Raw genomic sequence first — 17,124 nt, 5'->3', positions numbered from 1 at the left:
TTTGGTACTATGCCTGAAATTTTATGAGGTTTAAGATGAATCGGCGTGATTTATTGTTACAAGAAATGGGAATTTCGCAATGGGTGCTTGCTAAACCGCAAGTGCTAAAAGGCGATGCTCAAATACGGTTAAGTCAGAGTGCGAAATTAGTAGTCGTATGTGAGGAAGATTACCAACAGAGTCGCTTTTTTGCGGATATTTTACGGGTGCTAAATCTTCAACAAAACGAATATCAATGGTTGAATAGCGAACAATCGCAACGGTTAGTATTTACTCACTCGCCAGTTTTTTGGTTGATTCAGCCAGAAACGCAAGCGGTTAAAATTGCAAAACTTTTTGCAAATCAGACCGCTTGGCAAAGTTCTTGTTGGCAAGAGCTTGAACAAGCTGCACAAAAACGCAAACTTTGGCAACAAATGGACACCTATTTACAGCATTTTGGAGAAGTAGTGTGATTGAGATAATCAATGAGCAAGATTTTGAACGTTTATTTGAAATTGAGCAAAAAGCCCATTTAGTGCCGTGGTCGAAAGGGACTTTGCTAAATAACCAAGGCGAGAAATATCTGAATTTAAAATTAGTCGAAAATGAGCAGATTGTGGCATTTGCAATTAGCCAGATTGTGTTAGATGAAGCGACTTTATTTAATATTGCGGTTGATCCAGCCTTCCAACATCAAGGCTTTGGCAAGCGGTTACTTTCCGAACTTATTTTGCAACTACAACAAAAAGGCATTGCTACATTGTGGCTAGAGGTTAGAGAATCAAATATTGCGGCACAACGGCTCTATAATTCCCTTGGTTTTAATGAAGTTACCATTCGCAAAAATTATTACCCAACCCCTGAAGGTGGGAAGGAAAATGCGGTGATTATGGCATTGTATTTGTAAACTAAGATTCACTATCTGGTATGAAATATAATTTAATGCCTTATCTCAAATTGGCGGAATACTTCACTACCTAAATAATCACTTACAATAACTTGTTCAACCTTAGCAGCTGGTGAGCCTTTATGTAGCCACTTTTCAAATTGAGCTAAGGTTTCACTATCTGCCGTAGCCACCACTTCTACTGAGTTATCATCTCTATTCCTAGCGTAGCCTTTTATGCCTAATTTTCGAGCCTCTTGTAAGGTAAAAAAGCGAAAAGCAACACCTTGAACACGTCCATAAACTGAAAATAATCTGGTTTCCATCTTGTTCTCTTAAAAATAAAAGGTTGATTATCTCTCAATAACCAACCTTAAACATATTATTTCACAATGTATAAGTTACGGATGAAAATATCATCTTGTGGATCTTTTCCTGTGTAGCCTTTTACATAAGGTTTAACTAAGCGAGGGTTCACATAGTTGTAAATTGGCATAATGGCAAAATCTTTTGCAAGTTGCTCTTCAGCTTTAGCATATGCTTCTGCTCGGCCTGCTGCATCCGTTGCCTTATAAGATTCTGCAACCGCAGCATCGTAAGCATCACTTTTATAAAAGGCCGTATTATTACTTGAATTTGACAAGAAATAATTAATAAAAGTTGTCGCTTGGTTATAGTCTGCAGACCAGCCTGCACGAGAGACATCATAATTCGCATTACGGCGAGTATCTAAGAAAGTTTTCCACTCTTGGTTTTCTAATTTCACATCAACAACACCGTTGGTAGCTTGTTTCCAAAGCGAAGAAACTGCAATCGCAATTTTCTTATGGTTGTCATTCGTGTTATAAAGCACCGTGAATTTCAATGGGTTTGCTTTGCTATAACCAGCTTCTTCTAATAATTTTAACGCTTTGGCTTTTCTATCTGCTAAAGATTCCGTTGAATAAGCTGGTTGCTGAATTTTCTCCCCCTCGTGAATATAAGGTGGAGTAAATACGTAAGTTGGTGTTTGCCCTTGTCCTAATACTTTGTCAGTAATAATGGTTCTATCTAACGCTAAGTTTAATGCTTCACGTACTTTTACATTATCAAAAGGGGCTTTAGTATGATTAAATTCGTAGTAATAAGTTGAAAGCGTTCTAGCAGTAAATACTTCGTCTGGAAGATCTTTTTTCAAGGTTGCAAACTGCTCTGGCGGTAATGCATAGTTTGTCATATCTAAATCACCAGCACGGTAACGTGAAACATCTGTTGTTGCGTTTGCGATCGCTAAGAAAGTAGCTTTATTAATTACCGTTTCTTTATCATTCCAATAATTTGGGTTACGCTCAAAAACAATTTTTTCGTTAATAACGTGATCGGCTAATTTATAGGCTCCGTTTCCGACTAAATTCTCTTTTTTCACCCAAGCATCACCTAATTTTTCAACTAATGCTTTATTAACAGGTAATAGAGATGCGTGTGTAGAAAGCTCTACAGCATAAGGCACAGGCTGGGTTAATTGTACTTGGAAAGTAAAATCGTCAATCGCTTTCACACCTAGCTCTTCTGCTTTTTTTGTTGCCATCAATAATTTCTTGAGCATTTTCCACATTTAAATAAGTTAAATAACTAGAATAAGGCGAGGCTGTGAGTGGATTAACTAAACGTTGCCAAGCAAACACAAAGTCGTGTGCGGTTACAGGTTCGCCATTAGACCATTTTGCATCTTGACGTAATTTAAATGTCCAAGTTTTGTAATCAGGAGAGCTTTCCCAAGATTCTGCTGCTCCTGGCTGAAGATTACCATCAGAATCTTTTGTAATTAATCCCTCAAATAATTGATATGCAACTTGAGCTTCTGGTACACCTTCAATTTTATGCGGGTCGAAACTTGATGGCTCCGCCCCATTATTAATGGTAATTTCTTGTTTATCTGATAATACGGTTCCTTCTGGCACTTTAGCTGCAAATACATTTGCTGATAGACCTAATACTAGTGAGGCTGTTAAAAATGAAAGCGAGAATTTAGATTGCATATTTAATCTCCATTAATAAACAATTATTTAATTTTATTCGAAATAAATTTTTTTGAGTCTAGAGATTATTATTTTTTATTTCAAGATAATTTTTTTGAAACTGTGATAAGAATCACCTTTCACTACAAAAAATTTAACAAAAAACGAAAGAAGAAAATAGCTCTATAAACGCTTTTAATCTCTAGATAACTTGCTATAAGTTACGCATTAAGCAGAATAATATTCTAAGCATTATCAATTAATGCTATTTTTCAGCTTATTCAACAGAATAAAAATCGTTATTTTCAGCAAAAATTATATTTTACTTTCGTTTTTTTAATCGTTATAGTCGTATTCATCATAAACAAGCGGTTGTTTTTGTAAAATTTCTTGCAAATTTAACCGCTTGTTATAACTAAAAAAATTTAACATTTTATTTCGAGTTGGAACATTTTATGCAGAAAGCAAAAACATTGTACGAAAAACTATTCGATTCACACGTGGTGTATGAAGCCGAAGGCGAAACACCGATTATCTATATTAACCGCCACTTAATTCACGAAGTTACCTCTCCACAAGCTTTTGATGGCTTACGTGTTGCAGGTCGCCAAGTTCGCCAAGTGAACAAAACATTCGGCACAATGGATCACAGCATTTCAACCCAAGTGCGTGATGTTCAACAACTTGAAGGTCAGGCTAAAATCCAAGTTTTAGAATTAGAAAAAAATTGTGCCGCAACTGGTATTTCGCTTTTTGATATAACCACTAAACAACAAGGTATCGTGCACGTAATGGGGCCGGAACAAGGCTTAACTTTACCGGGAATGACGATTGTATGTGGCGACTCTCACACCGCCACACACGGTGCTTTTGGGGCTCTTGCATTTGGTATTGGTACTTCTGAAGTTGAACACGTACTTGCTACTCAAACCTTAAAACAAGCACGTGCAAAAAGTATGAAAGTGGAAGTGCGTGGCAAAGTCAATCCGGGCATTACCGCAAAAGATATTGTGTTAGCCATTATTGGCAAAACTACAATGGCAGGTGGAACAGGCTATGTAGTTGAATTCTGCGGTGAAGCCATTCGTGATCTTTCTATGGAAGGGCGAATGACAGTATGTAATATGGCGATTGAATTCGGTGCGAAAGCCGGTATCGTTGCCCCAGATGAAACAACATTCGCTTATTTAAAAGACCGCCCACATGCACCAAAAGGCAAAGATTGGGACGATGCTATTGAATATTGGAAAACCTTAAAAACGGACGAAGGTGCGGTTTATGATGCAGAAGTGATTTTAGAGGCGAAAGACATTGCACCACAAGTTACTTGGGGCACTAACCCAGGGCAAGTTATCGGCATTGACCAAGTTGTACCTAACCCTGCTGAAATGAGCGATCCAGTAACTCGTGCTTCAGCGGAAAAAGCCTTAGCCTATATCGGTTTAGAGGCTAACGTAGATCTAAAAGAAATTCCGGTTGATCAAGTCTTTATCGGCTCTTGTACTAATGCTCGTATAGAAGATTTACGTGCAGCAGCAGCAGTAATGAAAGGGCGTAAAAAAGCGGATAACGTAAAACGCATTTTGGTGGTACCGGGTTCAGGTTTAGTAAAAGAGCAAGCGGAAAAAGAAGGTTTGGATAAAATCTTCATTGAAGCCGGAGCAGAATGGCGTAACCCGGGTTGTTCGATGTGTTTAGGAATGAACGATGACCGTTTAGGTGAATGGGAACGTTGTGCATCAACCTCAAACCGTAACTTTGAAGGCCGCCAAGGTCGTAACGGCCGTACCCACTTAGTTAGCCCAGCAATGGCAGCTGCCGCGGCAATGTTCGGTAAATTTGTTGATATTCGTAACATAGCATTAAACGCATAAGTAAGGAGCAAAAAATGGCAGGATTAAAACAACATTCAGGCTTAGTGGTTCCACTTGATGCCGCAAACGTGGATACAGACGCAATTATTCCAAAACAATTTTTACAGGCAATCACCCGCGTTGGATTTGGTAAACACCTTTTCCATGAATGGCGTTATTTAGATGCAGAAGAAACACAACTTAACCCGGATTTCGTGTTAAATTTCCCACAATATCAAGGAGCAACAATTTTACTCGCCCGTAAAAATTTAGGTTGTGGCTCTTCACGTGAACACGCACCTTGGGCATTAGCAGATTATGGTTTTAAAGTAATGATCGCCCCAAGCTTTGCCGATATTTTCTATAATAACAGCCTAAACAACCATATGCTTCCAATCAAATTAAGTGAAGAGGAAGTGGACGAAATCTTCCAATGGGTATGGGCAAATGAAGGCAAACAAATTCACGTAGATTTAGAAGCAATGACGGTAACGGCAGGCGATAAAGTCTATACTTTTGAGCTCGACGAATTCCGCCGCCACTGCTTATTAAACGGCTTAGATAATATCGGTTTAACCTTACAACACGAAGATGCTATCGCCGCTTATGAGAAAAATATTCCAGCGTTTTTACGCTAATATTTTTTATTCGTAATATAAAGTAAGGCTAGAATTTGTATGATTCTAGCCTTTTCTGTTTGTTTAATGTGATCGTTAAATTTGATATTTGCTCTTATCCCCAATATCAAAATGCAATGGCATTCGCCATTTTTGAATACTTAATATCAATAATAGTAAGCCACAAATAACACTTAGGATCTGCACTAAAACACTCAAATCCAACGCAACTGCAGACCATAACACCGCTACAAACAAAGGTTGAAAGTTTAAGCCGAATACCCTAAAGCAGAAATATTCTTTATAGCTTAATCCGCCAATCACAAGTAACATTGCCCCAAGAGCTAATAGCGGAAAATTGAAAATCGCACAAAGCAAGCCTAGCCAAGCACTAAATTGGAAAATCATCCGAAACGATTTGGCATATAAATGCAATGAGGAAGCTAGCATTACACCAGCAATCAATAAGCCTTGTGTAGCAATATCCGCATAATAAGGTAGCAAAAATAACATTATTGTCGCTACAACAAATCCACTGCGGTAAATAATGACGGTTAAATAATCAATAAAATCCATCGGCGATTGAATATGTGGATCTGCCATAATGCCTCCTAATTTCCGCTCACAAAAGCCAATGCTTGCTCTACAACCTCTACACCAGCCCCTTGTTTCGTTGCATTTTCACTTAAATGACGTCGCCATTGCCTTGCCCCTTTGCAATTTTGGAATGCACCTAGCATATGGCGGACAATGTGGTTTAAATATACCCCTTTAGAAAGTTCTTGTTCGATATAAGGGAACATTTTTTCTACCGCCTGTTTTGCACTGACAAGCGGCCTGTTTTTCTGAAAAATTTGCGAATCAATTTCGCCAAGCATTGACGGGTTTTGATAGGCTTCTCGCCCCACCATTACGCCATCAACAAATTGCAAGTGATGCTTAATTTCCTCAATGGTTTTAATCCCACCGTTAATGCTGATATTTAAATGTGGGAAATCTCGTTTAAGTTGATACACTCGCTCATAATCAAGCGGTGGAATTTCTCGGTTTTCTTTCGGGCTTAAGCCGGATAACCACGCTTTGCGAGCGTGGACAATAAAATCTTGGCTATAGGGTTGCACCTTCTCAATAAAGTCGCATAGAAATTCATAACTATCTAAATCATCAATACCAATGCGGTGTTTAACCGTAACAGGGATCTCGACCGCATCTTGCATCGCTTTAATACAATCCGCTACTAAATCGGCTTTACCCATTAAACAAGCCCCAAACATACCGTTTTGCACTCTGTCTGACGGACAGCCCACATTAAGGTTTACTTCTGCATAGCCACGTTCTTCCACTAATTTCGCACAATGAGCCAGTTGGGCTGGGTCGCTTCCGCCTAACTGAAAGGCAACCGGATTTTCATCTGGAGAATATTCCAATAAATCATATTTTGCGTGCAAAATTGCAGGGGCGGTGATCATCTCGGTATAAAGCAGTGCATTTTGGCTAAATTGGCGATGAAAATAACGACAATGACGAGTGGTCCAATCTAACATTGGGGCTACAGAAAAACGCCCACGGTAAAATTCTTGAGAGTGAGTATTCATAAATAAAAAATCAAGCGGTCAAAAAAGGGTAAAATTTTGCAAAAAAATCACCGCTTGTAAGCGGTATCAAATAAGGTTTTATCATACTCGAAAAAGCGATATAAACATAGTTTTATCAAGGTTTACTCGCTAATTTGGTTAATTTAAAAACAATATAAAACACAATATATAGTGTTTTTATAATAACAAAAACACAACATATTGAATTAAAAATTATGAACTTTTTTTCCTTTATAAATCAATAGACTAACAAAAACTAATGAAAAAGCTATTTTGTCAAGACTTGTCTTGAAAGTTTTTTTGCATAAAATCTTTCTCCAGATTTACGATTAACTTTTAAGATAGAGCCTACGAATATGTCTAGAAACCTTTTCCAAAAACGCTTAAATATTAAGCCGTATGAGTACCCCGAACTGCTTGAATTTAAAGATGCTATCCGCCACTCTTATTGGTTACATACCGAATTTAACTTCACAGGCGACATTCAAGACTATCGCACCACTATTAACGATCATGAACGCCACGTTTTAACCCGTGCAATGCTTGCCATTTCACAAGTTGAGGTAAACGTTAAACGTTTCTGGGGCGAGTTATACCGCTATTTCCCAAAACCAGAAATGGACGATGTAGGTGGTACCTTTGCAGAATCTGAAGTTCGCCATAAAGATGCGTACTCATTCTTATTGGAAAAACTTGGCTTAAATGAAATGTTTAGCCAAATTCAAGACATTGAACCATTAATGAATCGTATTCGTTATATGGAAAGCTTTATGAAAGATAAAGATGCTGGCAAAGGCGAATTTGTTCTATCTTTAGTGCTTTTCTCTTTATTTGTCGAACATATTTCTTTATTCGGGCAATTCATCATTATGATGTCGTTTAATAAGCATAAAAACCTGTTTAAAGGGATTTCAAATGCAGTTGAAGCGACCTCAAAAGAAGAAGAGATTCACGGTAAATTCGGTATTGCATTATATGAAATTTTACGTGATGAACACAGTGAGCTCTTTACACCAGAATTCTTTACAGAGTTAGAAACTTTAGCGACTCAAGCCTTTGAAGCGGAGCGTGGCATTTTAGACTGGATTTTTGAAGAAGGCGATTTGAGCTTTATTACCAAAGCCACCGTAGAAAACTACATTAAAAACCGTTATAACAATTCATTGATGATTTTAGGCTTAGAACCACCTCATAATATTGACCCTGAATTGTTAAAAGAAACTGAGTGGTTTGATATTGAAATTCTTTCAACTAAAGAAACAGATTTCTTTAACAAACGTAGTACCGATTATTCTAAAAAAATGAAACAGATTACCGCAGATGACTTATTTTAATACAGACCGCCCAGACTTCCACTGGCTAAATGAAGATAGCCGTTTATTCTTACAACGTGGCTATTTATTGGAAGGCACTACCGCATTAGATCGCATTCGTTTTATTGCTGAACACGCAGAGCGTAAACTTGGCATTGAAGGTTTTGCGGATAAATTTTATCACTATATGGCAAGAGGTTATTTCTCGCTTTCTTCGCCGATTTGGTCAAACTTTGGTTTAGATCGTGGTTTGCCGATTTCGTGTTTTGGTAGCTATATTGGCGACTCTATCCACGAAATTATGGTAACAACAGCCGAAGTGGGTATGATGAGTAAAATTGGCGGTGGTACATCTGCTTATTTTGGCGATATTCGTCCTCGTGGTTCATCTATTAAAAATAATGGTAAATCGGACGGCTCATTTAACTTTAGTAAGCTATTCGATACTGTAATCGATGTGATCTCTCAAGGTACTTCTCGCAAAGGGCAATTTGCAGGTTATATCGATATTGAACACGGCGATATTGATGAGTGGTTAGATATTCATACCGAAGGTAACCCAATCCAATTAATGTATTATGGTGTGTGTGTTGGTCACGATTGGTTAGAGTCAATGAAGGCTGGTGACCCTTACAAACGTCAGCTTTGGGCAAAACTATTACAACGTAAAACCGAAACAGGGATTCCTTACTTATTCTTTAAAGACAATGCCAATGCAGGTCGCCCTGATGTCTATAAAGATAAAAATATGACAGTACACGCTTCAAACTTATGTACTGAAATTATGTTGCCTTCAAGCAACGATGAAAGCTTTGTTTGTTGTTTATCTTCAATGAACCTGCTCTATTTTGATGAGTGGAAAGATACTGATGCACCAGAAGTATTAACCTACTTCTTAGATGTGGTAATGAGTGAGTTTATTGAGAAAAGTAAATCTATTCCGTTCTTAGATAGAGCGAATCGCTTTGCAACCCGCCACCGTGCATTAGGTTTAGGGGTATTAGGTTGGCATAGTTACTTACAAGCCAATAATATTGCTTTTGATAGCTTCCAAGCGATGCAAAAAAATAATGAAATTTTCAGATTGTTACAAGAAAAAACATTAAAAGCATCGAAAGAATTAGCACAACGTTTTGGTGAGCCTGAAATTTTAGAAGGCTATGGTCGCCGTAACACTACTTTAATGAGTATTGCACCGACTAAATCAAGTAGCTTCATTTTGGGTAGTGTTTCACCATCGGTTGAGCCGTTTAAATCTAACTACTATGTGAAAGATTTAGCAAAAATTAAAACCGTTTACAAAAATCCATTCTTAGAGAAACTTCTACAAGAAAAAGGATTAGATACAGAAGAGACTTGGGCATCAATTTTACACAATGACGGTTCTGTTCAACATTTAGAACAGCTTTCTGAGCACGAAAAAGAGGTATTTAAAACCTTTGCCGAAATCAGCCAATTAAGCGTGATTCAACAAGCTGCACAACGTCAGAAATATATCGACCAAGGCCAAAGTATTAACTTAATGATTCACCCAGCGACCCCTGCTCGTGATTTAAATCAGTTATACTTAACCGCTGAAGAGCTTGGTTTAAAATCCATTTATTACCAAAACTCAATGAGTGCGGCACAGGTATTTAACCGCAACCTATTAAGTTGTTCAAGCTGCGAAGGTTAATAAAAAACTTCATTCAAAAAAAATGCTGAGTAATAATTTATTCAGCATTTTTTTATTTATTCTTCTCTACACAACTTTAATGTTGTTTGAATCAATTTTAAAGCGATTGTACCTTCCGGCGGTAATTCTGGTAGAGGTTCATCACAATCAAACCATTTGGCATCGTAAATCTCCTCCTCTTGCAAACTAATTTCCCCACTTTCATAATCGGCTAAAAAACCAATCATTAATGAGTTTGGAAATGCCCAAGGTTGGCTGCCGAAATAACGAATATTTTTAACTTTAATGCCCGTTTCTTCAAATACTTCTCGATGAACAGTATTTTCAATCGGCTCCCCAGCTTCGACAAACCCAGCAAGAGTAGTGTAAATCGTGCCTTTATGACGTAAATGATTGGCGAGCAGAATTTCTCTACCTTTTCGGACTGCCACAATAATAGACGGACTAATAGTTGGATAAGTACGATTACCACAAGCATTACAATGGCTGGCAATTTCATTATCCGCAAACACCGTTTCCTCACCACATTTTCCACAAAATTGATGAGTGCTAAAAAAATGATTGAGCGAGACCGCTCGGTGTAATAAATGTGCGAACTCTGGCGGTCTGCTTACTTGCGTTCTTAAATAGGCAAACTCCCTCTGATTATCTTCTTCTGTTGCTCTTAACCAATATACGGGAAAGCCTTGATAATTGCCGATCTCCGTTTTTTTCCGGGCATTCAAACCAAATTCCTCAGCAGGGCCAAAAGGAATTTCTCCCTCGTTCAATGCTACATCAAAATTTCTTACAATGACCCAGTAAGCTTTATTCATCTTTTAATCCTAACTGTTTAAATAATTTGCGTTTTTCGTTATCTGTTAATATTCGATATTCGCCACTCCCTAAATCGCCCAATTCAAATTGCCCTAACCCAACCCGAATTAAACGCAAGGTTGGAAAACCGATATGAGCCGTCATTCTTCGTACTTGGCGATTCTTCCCTTCGTGGATAATCAATTCCAACCAACTGGTCGGAATGTTTTTTCGCTCTCGAATTTTCGGTGCGGTATGCCAGTTATAATGAGGTTCTTCGATAGCCTTCGCCTTGGCAGGCTGTGCTAAACCGTCTTTTAGCTCAACGCCATTTTCTAGTTTGGCTAAATCGGACGGTTGCGGAATACCCTCCACCTGCACCAAATAGGTTTTCTGTTTCTCAAATTTAGGATGAGCTAAACGGTGCTGAATATCGCCATTATTAGTTAAAAGCAATAAGCCTTCGCTATCTCGATCTAATCGCCCAACAGGATAAATATTCGCAATAGGGATAAAATCTTTTAACGTCTGCCGCCCTTGCTCATCAGTAAATTGCGTCAGCACATCATAAGGTTTGTTAAACAAGACGAGAATGGTTTCATCAAAAGTAAGCGGTCGTTTTTTTAGATTTTTTTGCAAATGCTGATTTCTCAGCTTAAAACGAGAGTTTTGCAAATTTTTAGCAAAATTCAACCGCTTGTTTAGAGGTTTGTTAAATTGATTTTTCATTTTTTCAAATTTGCCCAGGCGACAGAAAGTAAAATTATCGCTCCACCAATTAACATTCTGATATTTGGTGTTTCGCCAAAGCATATCCACGCAATCGCAATGGCATACACAGGCTCAAGGGAAATAATCATTGAGGCTGTACGAGCGTTAATTGTATCTAGACTTGAGATAAATAAGGTATAAGCCAATGTTGTGCAAAGAAAACCAACACAGAAAATCCAAAACCAATCTTGAGCGGACACAGTAGGTAACTCCGCAGCAGAAAACGGTAATAATAGTATGGTTGCACAAATATATTGCCACCAGCTTGCTTGCACACCAGAAATTTTGCTCATTGTATGTCGATTGACTACCGCCAAAATGCCATAGACAAGAGCAGATAAAATCCCCCACAATAAACCTTGAGTCGCTTCATTACCAAAGGTAAATTCAGGGGTAACTAAAATAAGCCCGATAGTAATGGCAATCAGTAGAACAATTTCTCTAAAGCGTAATTTTTCACGGAAAAATAGACTTTCAAATAAGGCAACAAAAGCAGGAAAGCTGGCAAAGCCTAGCGTTGCGACCGCCACACCACCTACTTTTACCGCAATAAAAAAAGTTACCCAATGGGTAGCTAATAACCCACCAGATATGGCTTGTTGTAAGATTTGCTTACCGTTTAATTTTACAAGCGGTTGTTTTTTCCATAAAAAATACAATGAGATCATCGCAAAAGCGATCATCACACGTCCTAAAACAATAGTTTCAGCCGAGCTTTGAATTAATAACCCAAAAATGCCAGAAGCCCCAAAAAAGACTGCCGTACCGTGCACTTTTAAGAGTGCAAGCGTTCGTTTATCCATTACTTCAGCCTTTTATTAGGATCGTTAGATTCTGGTTTATGTTCAAACTCTGCATCAAACGTATTGCTATCTTGTGTCGATTGGGAACGAAAATGCGTATTTGATGAGGTAAAATGCACAAACATTCTATTTTTAAAAGCATTCAATACGAAGGCTTGAATCAATCTTCTCGTGATAGGTAATACACACAAAATCGCTAAAATATCACTTAAAAAGCCTGGGATAATCAGCAAAATACCGGCTAACAGAAACATTACTGAATTACCTACCGCATCGGTCGGCATTTTGCCTTGGCTTAATTCTTGGCGAATAGAAAATAAGGTATAGGCTCCTCTTAATTTTACAAACCATAAGCCTAAAAACGAGATCGCAATCAGTAAAAGAATGGTTGGAAGAACACCGATTGCCGATCCAACATTCACTAGTAGCGAAATTTCAATATAGATATAACAAAATATTCCTAACAGAATAGCTAAAATTGGCATTATGTCCTCACAGTAGTGATTGGGCTTTGGCGGTTAAATTCTCTGCACCATTTGGGCGGATAACCACATTATCTTCAGTACGAATACCACCAAAGCGTTTAAAATCTTCAATTTTCTGCCAGTTAAATGCAGAACTTAGCGAATGCGTTTTCCACGGTTTCAACAACATATCAATAAAGTAAAAACCTGGTTCAATGGTCAGCACCATATTTTCCGCTAAATCACGGGTACAACGCAGGCTTGGATAAACTTCCGGAGGGGCTTTTCTGCTGCCCCGTGCAGTTTGCTGAAAGCCTGCGACATCGTGCACTTGAATGCCTAAGAAATGCCCCAGGCCGTGTGGGAAAAAGCTACGGCTAACCCCTTCTTCAAAAATCTGTTCTGCCGATAAATGAATAAATTGATGTTCTGCCAATAATTGGGAAATCATCTGCTGCATTTGGGTATGATAATGCAGATAATTTACGCCAACAGCGAGATCATCAATAATTTTTAACTTGAAATGCTCCATTTTGGCAATCAGTTCTGCAAATTCAGAAGTGCTATCAAAAGCGTAAGTACGAGTAATATCGGAGGCATAACCGTTTACTGTCGTGCCTGCGTCAATTAAAAAACTGTGGCGAGGAGTTGTGGTATCAAAATCTAATGCGGTGTAATGCAACACAGCCCCGTGTTGATTAATTGCCATAATATTACCGTAAGGCACATTTAACTCCGATTGCTTTGTGGCAATGAGGTAATCGGCATTGATTTCAAACTCACTCTTGCCTGCAAAAAACGCATTTTTAGCCGTATTATGCCCTGCTAAAGCGGAAAATTGAGCTTGGTAAATACTTTCAATTTCAAATTCACTTTTGATTGTTCGTTCAAAATTCAGTATATTAAGCACCTTTTGCGAATTGATTTGGCTAAAGCCTAAATGAGTGGCAAGTTCAATATCTTCCCCAATAAAACCGCAAGCGGTTGGGTTTTGAATAAATTTTGCAATTTCATCATCTTGCTTGAAAATAACCCAATCAAACTCTCTAGCAAAAAAAGCATTGTTTGGCACTTCGGCGGTTGAAATCCAATAATCTTCAGGGGCATAGAAATAAATTTTCGGTTTATTTTTGCCGTCTAAAAACAACCAGCAATTTTCAGCTTGGGGATAAGGGAAAAAATAATTAAAATAGGGGTTAATTTTAAACGGGGCATTTTGATCATCTAAAAATAAGGTTTTTGCTTTGCCCGAGTAAACCCATAAGCCTTCTAAAAAGGCATTTTCAAGCAAGGTCTGCACCACCTTCTGTAAGCGTGCAATATGTTGAGAAAATAATGTTTTCATAAGGAATATAATGACTGATTTAACTGTAAATAAAGAACTCGATACCTTAGGCTTACGCTGCCCGGAGCCGGTTATGCTTACCCGAAAAACAATTCGTAATATGGCAGATGGCGAGATTTTGCATATTATTGCTGACGACCCTGCAACCACCCGTGATATTCCAAGTTTTTGTGAATTTATGGATCACCAACTACTCAAAAAAGAAGTAGAAACCGCCCCTTATCATTATTGGGTTAAGAAAGGGCTGGAATAAGCAAAAAGCGGTGGATTTGCAAATTTTTTGCCAAATTCGACCGCTTGTTTGCGTTTTAATGACGAGTAGGTTCTTCCTCAAAATCATCATCTTCGTCAAAAAATTCGCCATCATCACCATATTCATCTTCATCGGCATTTGGATCTTCGAAATAGGTTCCCCAGCCTTCATATTCAGCACCCGCTTTTTCAATTAAAGGCAATAGCTCTTTTTGTTGAGCCGTGATTAAATCGGCATTCAATTCGATTTCGCTGACAATATCGCAAACAAAAATAATCTTGCCGTTTTCTTCTTCCACCTCTTCCGCTTCTGAAATTTCATAGCCTAGCTTGTAAGCATCAACTACTAATTTTTCTAGCTTATCGAAATCACGATGAGCAACGTGATGCTCAACAATATAAAGAGCATCGGGATCTGAACCGTCTTTTAATAAATTTTCAATAATTTCGTCTGTTTCTTGACGCAATGCATTGAGATCAAACATTTTCATTTCCTCATTATTCTGTCACAAACATTTCAGCAAACCAGCTATCTAACTTAGCTGAAAGTTTATCAATACCAATTTTATTTAATGCCGAATAGGCTTCTACTTGAACATCGCCTTGGAAAGGTAAAATAGCCTCACGCACCATTTTAACCTGTTTTGCTCGTGCCGATTGGCTTAGTTTATCCGCTTTGGTTAAAAGTAATAGCACCGGTAACTCTGCCGAAACTGCCCATTCAATCATTTGTTGGTCTAAATCTTTCAAAGGGTGGCGAATATCCATTAAGATAACCACACCTTTTAAGCATTCACGCTTTTGCAAATATTCGCCAAGGGCTTTTTGCCATTGAATTTTCATCTGCTCCGGCACCGCCGCATAACCATAGCCGGGTAAATCGACTAATTTACAATTTGGTTCAACTTCAAACAAGTTAATAAGTTGGGTTCTTCCCGGTGTTTTGGATGTACGAGCCAAACTTTTTTGGTTTGTTAAGGCATTTAGTGCTGTTGATTTCCCTGCATTTGAACGCCCTGCGAAAGCAATTTCAACACCGGTATCTTCCGGTAAATGGCGAATATCTGGTGCTGAAGTTAAAAAATGCGTTTTGTGATAATTTAATTTAATTTGTTCTGTCATAATTAATCTGCTTTAAAAAGAATACTAAGCCCTTTTTCGCCATATTGATTTGGCTCTGGGTAGCTTTGGAATAATCCCCACTCTAGAAATAAAAGGGTGCAAACAAATAGTGGGATCACTAAACCTAAAATCCATTGCATAGAGCCTTCACTAATCAGTGAGGTGGCATAACATAAAATAGGAACAAGCAAGATAAAAATCGCTTTGCCCGAGCGATTTCGATCATGTAAACGTTTTACAATAATAGCCGATAAGCTATAGGTAATTATTGCCATTGGGATCAGGCTCAGAGCATTGTAAGCGGTTAAATTTAATAAAAAATTTACACAAACGAAAAGAAAAATAAAGTTAATCAAAAATCCGACCCAAAATCCCTGTCGATTTAATCTTCCTTTGAAACTAAAAAGAGCGTTATACCAAATCATAATTTATCCTAAGGCTACATCAAGTATCATCATTACTACAAAACCGAGCATAAGACTTAAAGTGGCAATATCTGTATTACCATTACTCTGTGATTCAGGAATTAATTCTTCCACAACCACAAAAATCATTGCCCCTGCAGCAAAAGCTAAAGCATACGGCAAAATAGAGGACATTGAAAGTACAAATGCTGCACCTATCACAGCAGCAATAGGCTCAACAATAGCTGACATAGAACCATAGAAAAAGGCTTTTTTTCGGCTATTTCCTTCCCCTCTAATCGGTAAGGAAAGTGAGGAACCTTCTGGAATATTTTGTAAACCAATACCAATAGCAAGGCCTATAGCTCCCATAATTGAAGCATCTATACCTGATACTTGAGTTGCTAAAGCACCAAAAGTAACACCTATTGCTAATCCTTCTGGTATATTATGAATAGTTATTGCAAGAAATAATAAGGTTGTTTTTGATAACCCTTTCTTTAATTGTTCTGATCCTTCTGCTTCTTCAATCGGTTTACCTAAATGTAGATGGGGAATAATGTAATCAATTAACCGAATGAAAGCACCACCGGCTAAAAAACCTATCGCTGCAGGTAACCAGGCTAAAGCTCCATAATCTATTTCTGCATATTCCAATGATGGAGCTAGTAAAGACCAAAATGAAGCTGCAATCATCACGCCTGCAGCAAATCCCATCATACTGTCTAGCAATTTGCGATTTACAGTCTTAAAAAAATAGACAAAAGATGAACCTAAAATCGTACATAACCAAGTAAATAGCCCTGCAATAAATGCCTGCCAAATAGGTGATAATGATAAGAAATAGTCAAACAATGTATATACCTATAAAAGAAAATATCAGACTAATTCTAACAAAACCCATTGTATTTTTATACAAAGATTTGAAATATCATTTTCTTTCATTTATAAAAGATAAGACTCTACAAAAAACAAAACCCCAAGTATCTCTACTCGGGGTCCATTATTCAATCTGGCGATGTCCTACTCTCACATAGCGAAACACTACACTACCATCGGCGTTACTGCATTTTACTTCTGAGTTCGGAATGGAGTCAGGTAGCACCACAGCACTATGGTCGCCAGAATATTCGGTTAATAATCAATGACTTTCTCTCGCCATCAATCATTCTTTATTCTGTTATTACTATTCTTTAGTTCTATTTATTCTTTATTCTTCAATCTAAAATCTAAAAACAAGCTAAAAACAT

Annotated in this window: 19 protein-coding genes, 1 rRNA gene and 1 pseudogene; 7 read left to right on the top strand and 14 right to left on the bottom strand. The window is 37.9% G+C overall.

Annotated elements, in window-relative coordinates:
- Window positions 1-35: 35 nt before the first annotated feature.
- Together PTQ27_RS04735 and rimI are read left to right on the top strand one after the other, a co-directional pair.
- Window positions 36-455 carry a DNA polymerase III subunit psi gene (locus tag PTQ27_RS04735; protein WP_273747642.1) on the top strand — a complete coding sequence of 140 codons (420 nt, stop codon included), beginning with the start codon at window positions 36-38 and terminating at the stop codon, window positions 453-455.
- Window positions 452-889 (top strand): ribosomal protein S18-alanine N-acetyltransferase, encoded by a 438-nt coding sequence (rimI, locus tag PTQ27_RS04730; RefSeq protein ID WP_273747641.1) that lies wholly within the window; start codon window positions 452-454, stop codon window positions 887-889. Before PTQ27_RS04735 ends, rimI begins: the two co-directional genes overlap by 4 nt.
- A 32-nt stretch (window positions 890-921) precedes the next feature.
- On the opposite strand, the gene PTQ27_RS04725 is transcribed toward rimI, so the two are convergent.
- Both PTQ27_RS04725 and PTQ27_RS04720 read right to left on the bottom strand, forming a co-directional pair.
- Window positions 922-1,194: an acylphosphatase gene (locus PTQ27_RS04725; RefSeq protein ID WP_273771113.1), complete on the bottom strand. Its 273-nt coding sequence runs from the start codon at window positions 1,192-1,194 to the stop codon at window positions 922-924.
- 56 nt (window positions 1,195-1,250) lie between these two features.
- A pseudogene (locus PTQ27_RS04720) lies at window positions 1,251-2,886 on the bottom strand (ABC transporter substrate-binding protein).
- Between the two features lie 434 nt (window positions 2,887-3,320).
- Between PTQ27_RS04720 and leuC the strand changes: the two are divergent.
- Together leuC and leuD are read left to right on the top strand one after the other, a co-directional pair.
- Window positions 3,321-4,739: a 3-isopropylmalate dehydratase large subunit gene (gene leuC / locus PTQ27_RS04715; protein WP_273747639.1), complete on the top strand. Its 1,419-nt coding sequence runs from the start codon at window positions 3,321-3,323 to the stop codon at window positions 4,737-4,739.
- A gap of 14 nt (window positions 4,740-4,753) precedes the next feature.
- Window positions 4,754-5,356 carry a 3-isopropylmalate dehydratase small subunit gene (gene leuD / locus PTQ27_RS04710; RefSeq protein ID WP_273747638.1) on the top strand — a complete coding sequence of 201 codons (603 nt, stop codon included), beginning with the start codon at window positions 4,754-4,756 and terminating at the stop codon, window positions 5,354-5,356.
- 75 nt (window positions 5,357-5,431) lie between these two features.
- Here leuD and PTQ27_RS04705 read toward each other — a convergent pair whose 3' ends face one another.
- The gene (locus tag PTQ27_RS04705; protein WP_273747637.1) at window positions 5,432-5,938 is read right to left on the bottom strand and encodes a DUF2301 domain-containing membrane protein; all 507 of its coding nucleotides are present in this window, start codon (window positions 5,936-5,938) and stop codon (window positions 5,432-5,434) included.
- 8 nt (window positions 5,939-5,946) lie between these two features.
- Window positions 5,947-6,930 carry a tRNA dihydrouridine(20/20a) synthase DusA gene (dusA, locus tag PTQ27_RS04700; protein ID WP_273747636.1) on the bottom strand — a complete coding sequence of 328 codons (984 nt, stop codon included), beginning with the start codon at window positions 6,928-6,930 and terminating at the stop codon, window positions 5,947-5,949.
- A gap of 356 nt (window positions 6,931-7,286) precedes the next feature.
- Here dusA and PTQ27_RS04695 point away from each other — a divergent pair, with 356 nt between their 5' ends.
- Complete coding sequence (locus tag PTQ27_RS04695) at window positions 7,287-8,264, top strand: ribonucleotide-diphosphate reductase subunit beta (RefSeq protein ID WP_273747635.1); 978 nt, start codon at window positions 7,287-7,289, stop codon at window positions 8,262-8,264.
- Window positions 8,251-9,918 carry a ribonucleoside-diphosphate reductase subunit alpha gene (locus tag PTQ27_RS04690; RefSeq protein WP_273747634.1) on the top strand — a complete coding sequence of 556 codons (1,668 nt, stop codon included), beginning with the start codon at window positions 8,251-8,253 and terminating at the stop codon, window positions 9,916-9,918. The genes PTQ27_RS04695 and PTQ27_RS04690 overlap by 14 nt, the downstream gene beginning before the upstream one ends.
- Window positions 9,919-9,974: 56 nt before the next feature.
- On the opposite strand, the gene nudC is transcribed toward PTQ27_RS04690, so the two are convergent.
- The 5 genes from nudC to pepQ are packed head-to-tail and all read right to left on the bottom strand — an operon-like array spanning window position 9,975 to window position 14,096.
- Window positions 9,975-10,733: an NAD(+) diphosphatase gene (nudC, locus tag PTQ27_RS04685; RefSeq protein ID WP_273747633.1), complete on the bottom strand. Its 759-nt coding sequence runs from the start codon at window positions 10,731-10,733 to the stop codon at window positions 9,975-9,977.
- Window positions 10,726-11,442, bottom strand: coding sequence for a pseudouridine synthase (locus tag PTQ27_RS04680; protein WP_273747632.1), 717 nt, complete (start codon window positions 11,440-11,442; stop codon window positions 10,726-10,728). The genes nudC and PTQ27_RS04680 overlap by 8 nt, the downstream gene beginning before the upstream one ends.
- Window positions 11,439-12,287 (bottom strand): DMT family transporter, encoded by an 849-nt coding sequence (locus tag PTQ27_RS04675; RefSeq protein WP_273747631.1) that lies wholly within the window; start codon window positions 12,285-12,287, stop codon window positions 11,439-11,441. Before PTQ27_RS04675 ends, PTQ27_RS04680 begins: the two co-directional genes overlap by 4 nt.
- On the bottom strand, window positions 12,287-12,772 hold the full coding sequence (locus PTQ27_RS04670) for an FxsA family protein (protein ID WP_273747630.1): 486 nt from the start codon (window positions 12,770-12,772) through the stop codon (window positions 12,287-12,289). Before PTQ27_RS04670 ends, PTQ27_RS04675 begins: the two co-directional genes overlap by 1 nt.
- A gap of 7 nt (window positions 12,773-12,779) precedes the next feature.
- A complete protein-coding gene (gene pepQ / locus PTQ27_RS04665; RefSeq protein ID WP_273747629.1) occupies window positions 12,780-14,096 on the bottom strand; it encodes a Xaa-Pro dipeptidase in 1,317 nt (438 codons plus the stop codon).
- A 10-nt stretch (window positions 14,097-14,106) separates the two neighbouring features.
- On the opposite strand from pepQ, the gene tusA reads away from it, so the two are divergent.
- Window positions 14,107-14,349 carry a sulfurtransferase TusA gene (gene tusA, locus PTQ27_RS04660; protein ID WP_273747628.1) on the top strand — a complete coding sequence of 81 codons (243 nt, stop codon included), beginning with the start codon at window positions 14,107-14,109 and terminating at the stop codon, window positions 14,347-14,349.
- Between the two features lie 55 nt (window positions 14,350-14,404).
- Here tusA and rraB read toward each other — a convergent pair whose 3' ends face one another.
- The 5 genes from rraB to rrf all read right to left on the bottom strand — a co-directional run bounded on the left by rraB (window position 14,405) and on the right by rrf (window position 17,000).
- Window positions 14,405-14,833 (bottom strand): ribonuclease E inhibitor RraB, encoded by a 429-nt coding sequence (rraB, locus tag PTQ27_RS04655; RefSeq protein ID WP_273747627.1) that lies wholly within the window; start codon window positions 14,831-14,833, stop codon window positions 14,405-14,407.
- A 13-nt stretch (window positions 14,834-14,846) separates the two neighbouring features.
- On the bottom strand, window positions 14,847-15,470 hold the full coding sequence (yihA, locus tag PTQ27_RS04650) for a ribosome biogenesis GTP-binding protein YihA/YsxC (protein ID WP_273747626.1): 624 nt from the start codon (window positions 15,468-15,470) through the stop codon (window positions 14,847-14,849).
- A 2-nt stretch (window positions 15,471-15,472) separates the two neighbouring features.
- The gene (locus tag PTQ27_RS04645; RefSeq protein WP_273747625.1) at window positions 15,473-15,895 is read right to left on the bottom strand and encodes a DUF805 domain-containing protein; all 423 of its coding nucleotides are present in this window, start codon (window positions 15,893-15,895) and stop codon (window positions 15,473-15,475) included.
- Between the two features lie 3 nt (window positions 15,896-15,898).
- Window positions 15,899-16,729, bottom strand: coding sequence for a ZIP family metal transporter (locus tag PTQ27_RS04640; protein WP_273747624.1), 831 nt, complete (start codon window positions 16,727-16,729; stop codon window positions 15,899-15,901).
- A gap of 155 nt (window positions 16,730-16,884) precedes the next feature.
- A 5S ribosomal RNA gene (rrf, locus tag PTQ27_RS04635) occupies window positions 16,885-17,000 on the bottom strand.
- Window positions 17,001-17,124 lie beyond the last annotated feature (124 nt).

The organism is Mannheimia cairinae (assembly GCF_028649535.1).
GTDB classification, from domain to species: domain Bacteria; phylum Pseudomonadota; class Gammaproteobacteria; order Enterobacterales; family Pasteurellaceae; genus Mannheimia; species Mannheimia cairinae.
The sequence above is the reverse complement of the archived record's forward strand: the minus strand, read 5'-3'. Positions and strand labels throughout refer to the sequence as shown.

Coding starts and splice junctions, on each gene's coding strand:
- PTQ27_RS04735 (WP_273747642.1), top strand. CDS start 36: ATGAATCGGCGTGATTTATTGTTACAAGAAATGGGAATTTCGCAATGG.
- PTQ27_RS04725 (WP_273771113.1), bottom strand. CDS start 1,194: ATGGAAACCAGATTATTTTCAGTTTATGGACGTGTTCAAGGTGTTGCT.
- leuC (WP_273747639.1), top strand. CDS start 3,321: ATGCAGAAAGCAAAAACATTGTACGAAAAACTATTCGATTCACACGTG.
- leuD (WP_273747638.1), top strand. CDS start 4,754: ATGGCAGGATTAAAACAACATTCAGGCTTAGTGGTTCCACTTGATGCC.
- PTQ27_RS04705 (WP_273747637.1), bottom strand. CDS start 5,938: ATGGCAGATCCACATATTCAATCGCCGATGGATTTTATTGATTATTTA.
- dusA (WP_273747636.1), bottom strand. CDS start 6,930: ATGAATACTCACTCTCAAGAATTTTACCGTGGGCGTTTTTCTGTAGCC.
- PTQ27_RS04695 (WP_273747635.1), top strand. CDS start 7,287: ATGTCTAGAAACCTTTTCCAAAAACGCTTAAATATTAAGCCGTATGAG.
- PTQ27_RS04690 (WP_273747634.1), top strand. CDS start 8,251: ATGACTTATTTTAATACAGACCGCCCAGACTTCCACTGGCTAAATGAA.
- nudC (WP_273747633.1), bottom strand. CDS start 10,733: ATGAATAAAGCTTACTGGGTCATTGTAAGAAATTTTGATGTAGCATTG.
- PTQ27_RS04680 (WP_273747632.1), bottom strand. CDS start 11,442: ATGAAAAATCAATTTAACAAACCTCTAAACAAGCGGTTGAATTTTGCT.
- PTQ27_RS04675 (WP_273747631.1), bottom strand. CDS start 12,287: ATGGATAAACGAACGCTTGCACTCTTAAAAGTGCACGGTACGGCAGTC.
- PTQ27_RS04670 (WP_273747630.1), bottom strand. CDS start 12,772: ATGCCAATTTTAGCTATTCTGTTAGGAATATTTTGTTATATCTATATT.
- pepQ (WP_273747629.1), bottom strand. CDS start 14,096: ATGAAAACATTATTTTCTCAACATATTGCACGCTTACAGAAGGTGGTG.
- tusA (WP_273747628.1), top strand. CDS start 14,107: ATGACTGATTTAACTGTAAATAAAGAACTCGATACCTTAGGCTTACGC.
- rraB (WP_273747627.1), bottom strand. CDS start 14,833: ATGTTTGATCTCAATGCATTGCGTCAAGAAACAGACGAAATTATTGAA.
- yihA (WP_273747626.1), bottom strand. CDS start 15,470: ATGACAGAACAAATTAAATTAAATTATCACAAAACGCATTTTTTAACT.
- PTQ27_RS04645 (WP_273747625.1), bottom strand. CDS start 15,895: ATGATTTGGTATAACGCTCTTTTTAGTTTCAAAGGAAGATTAAATCGA.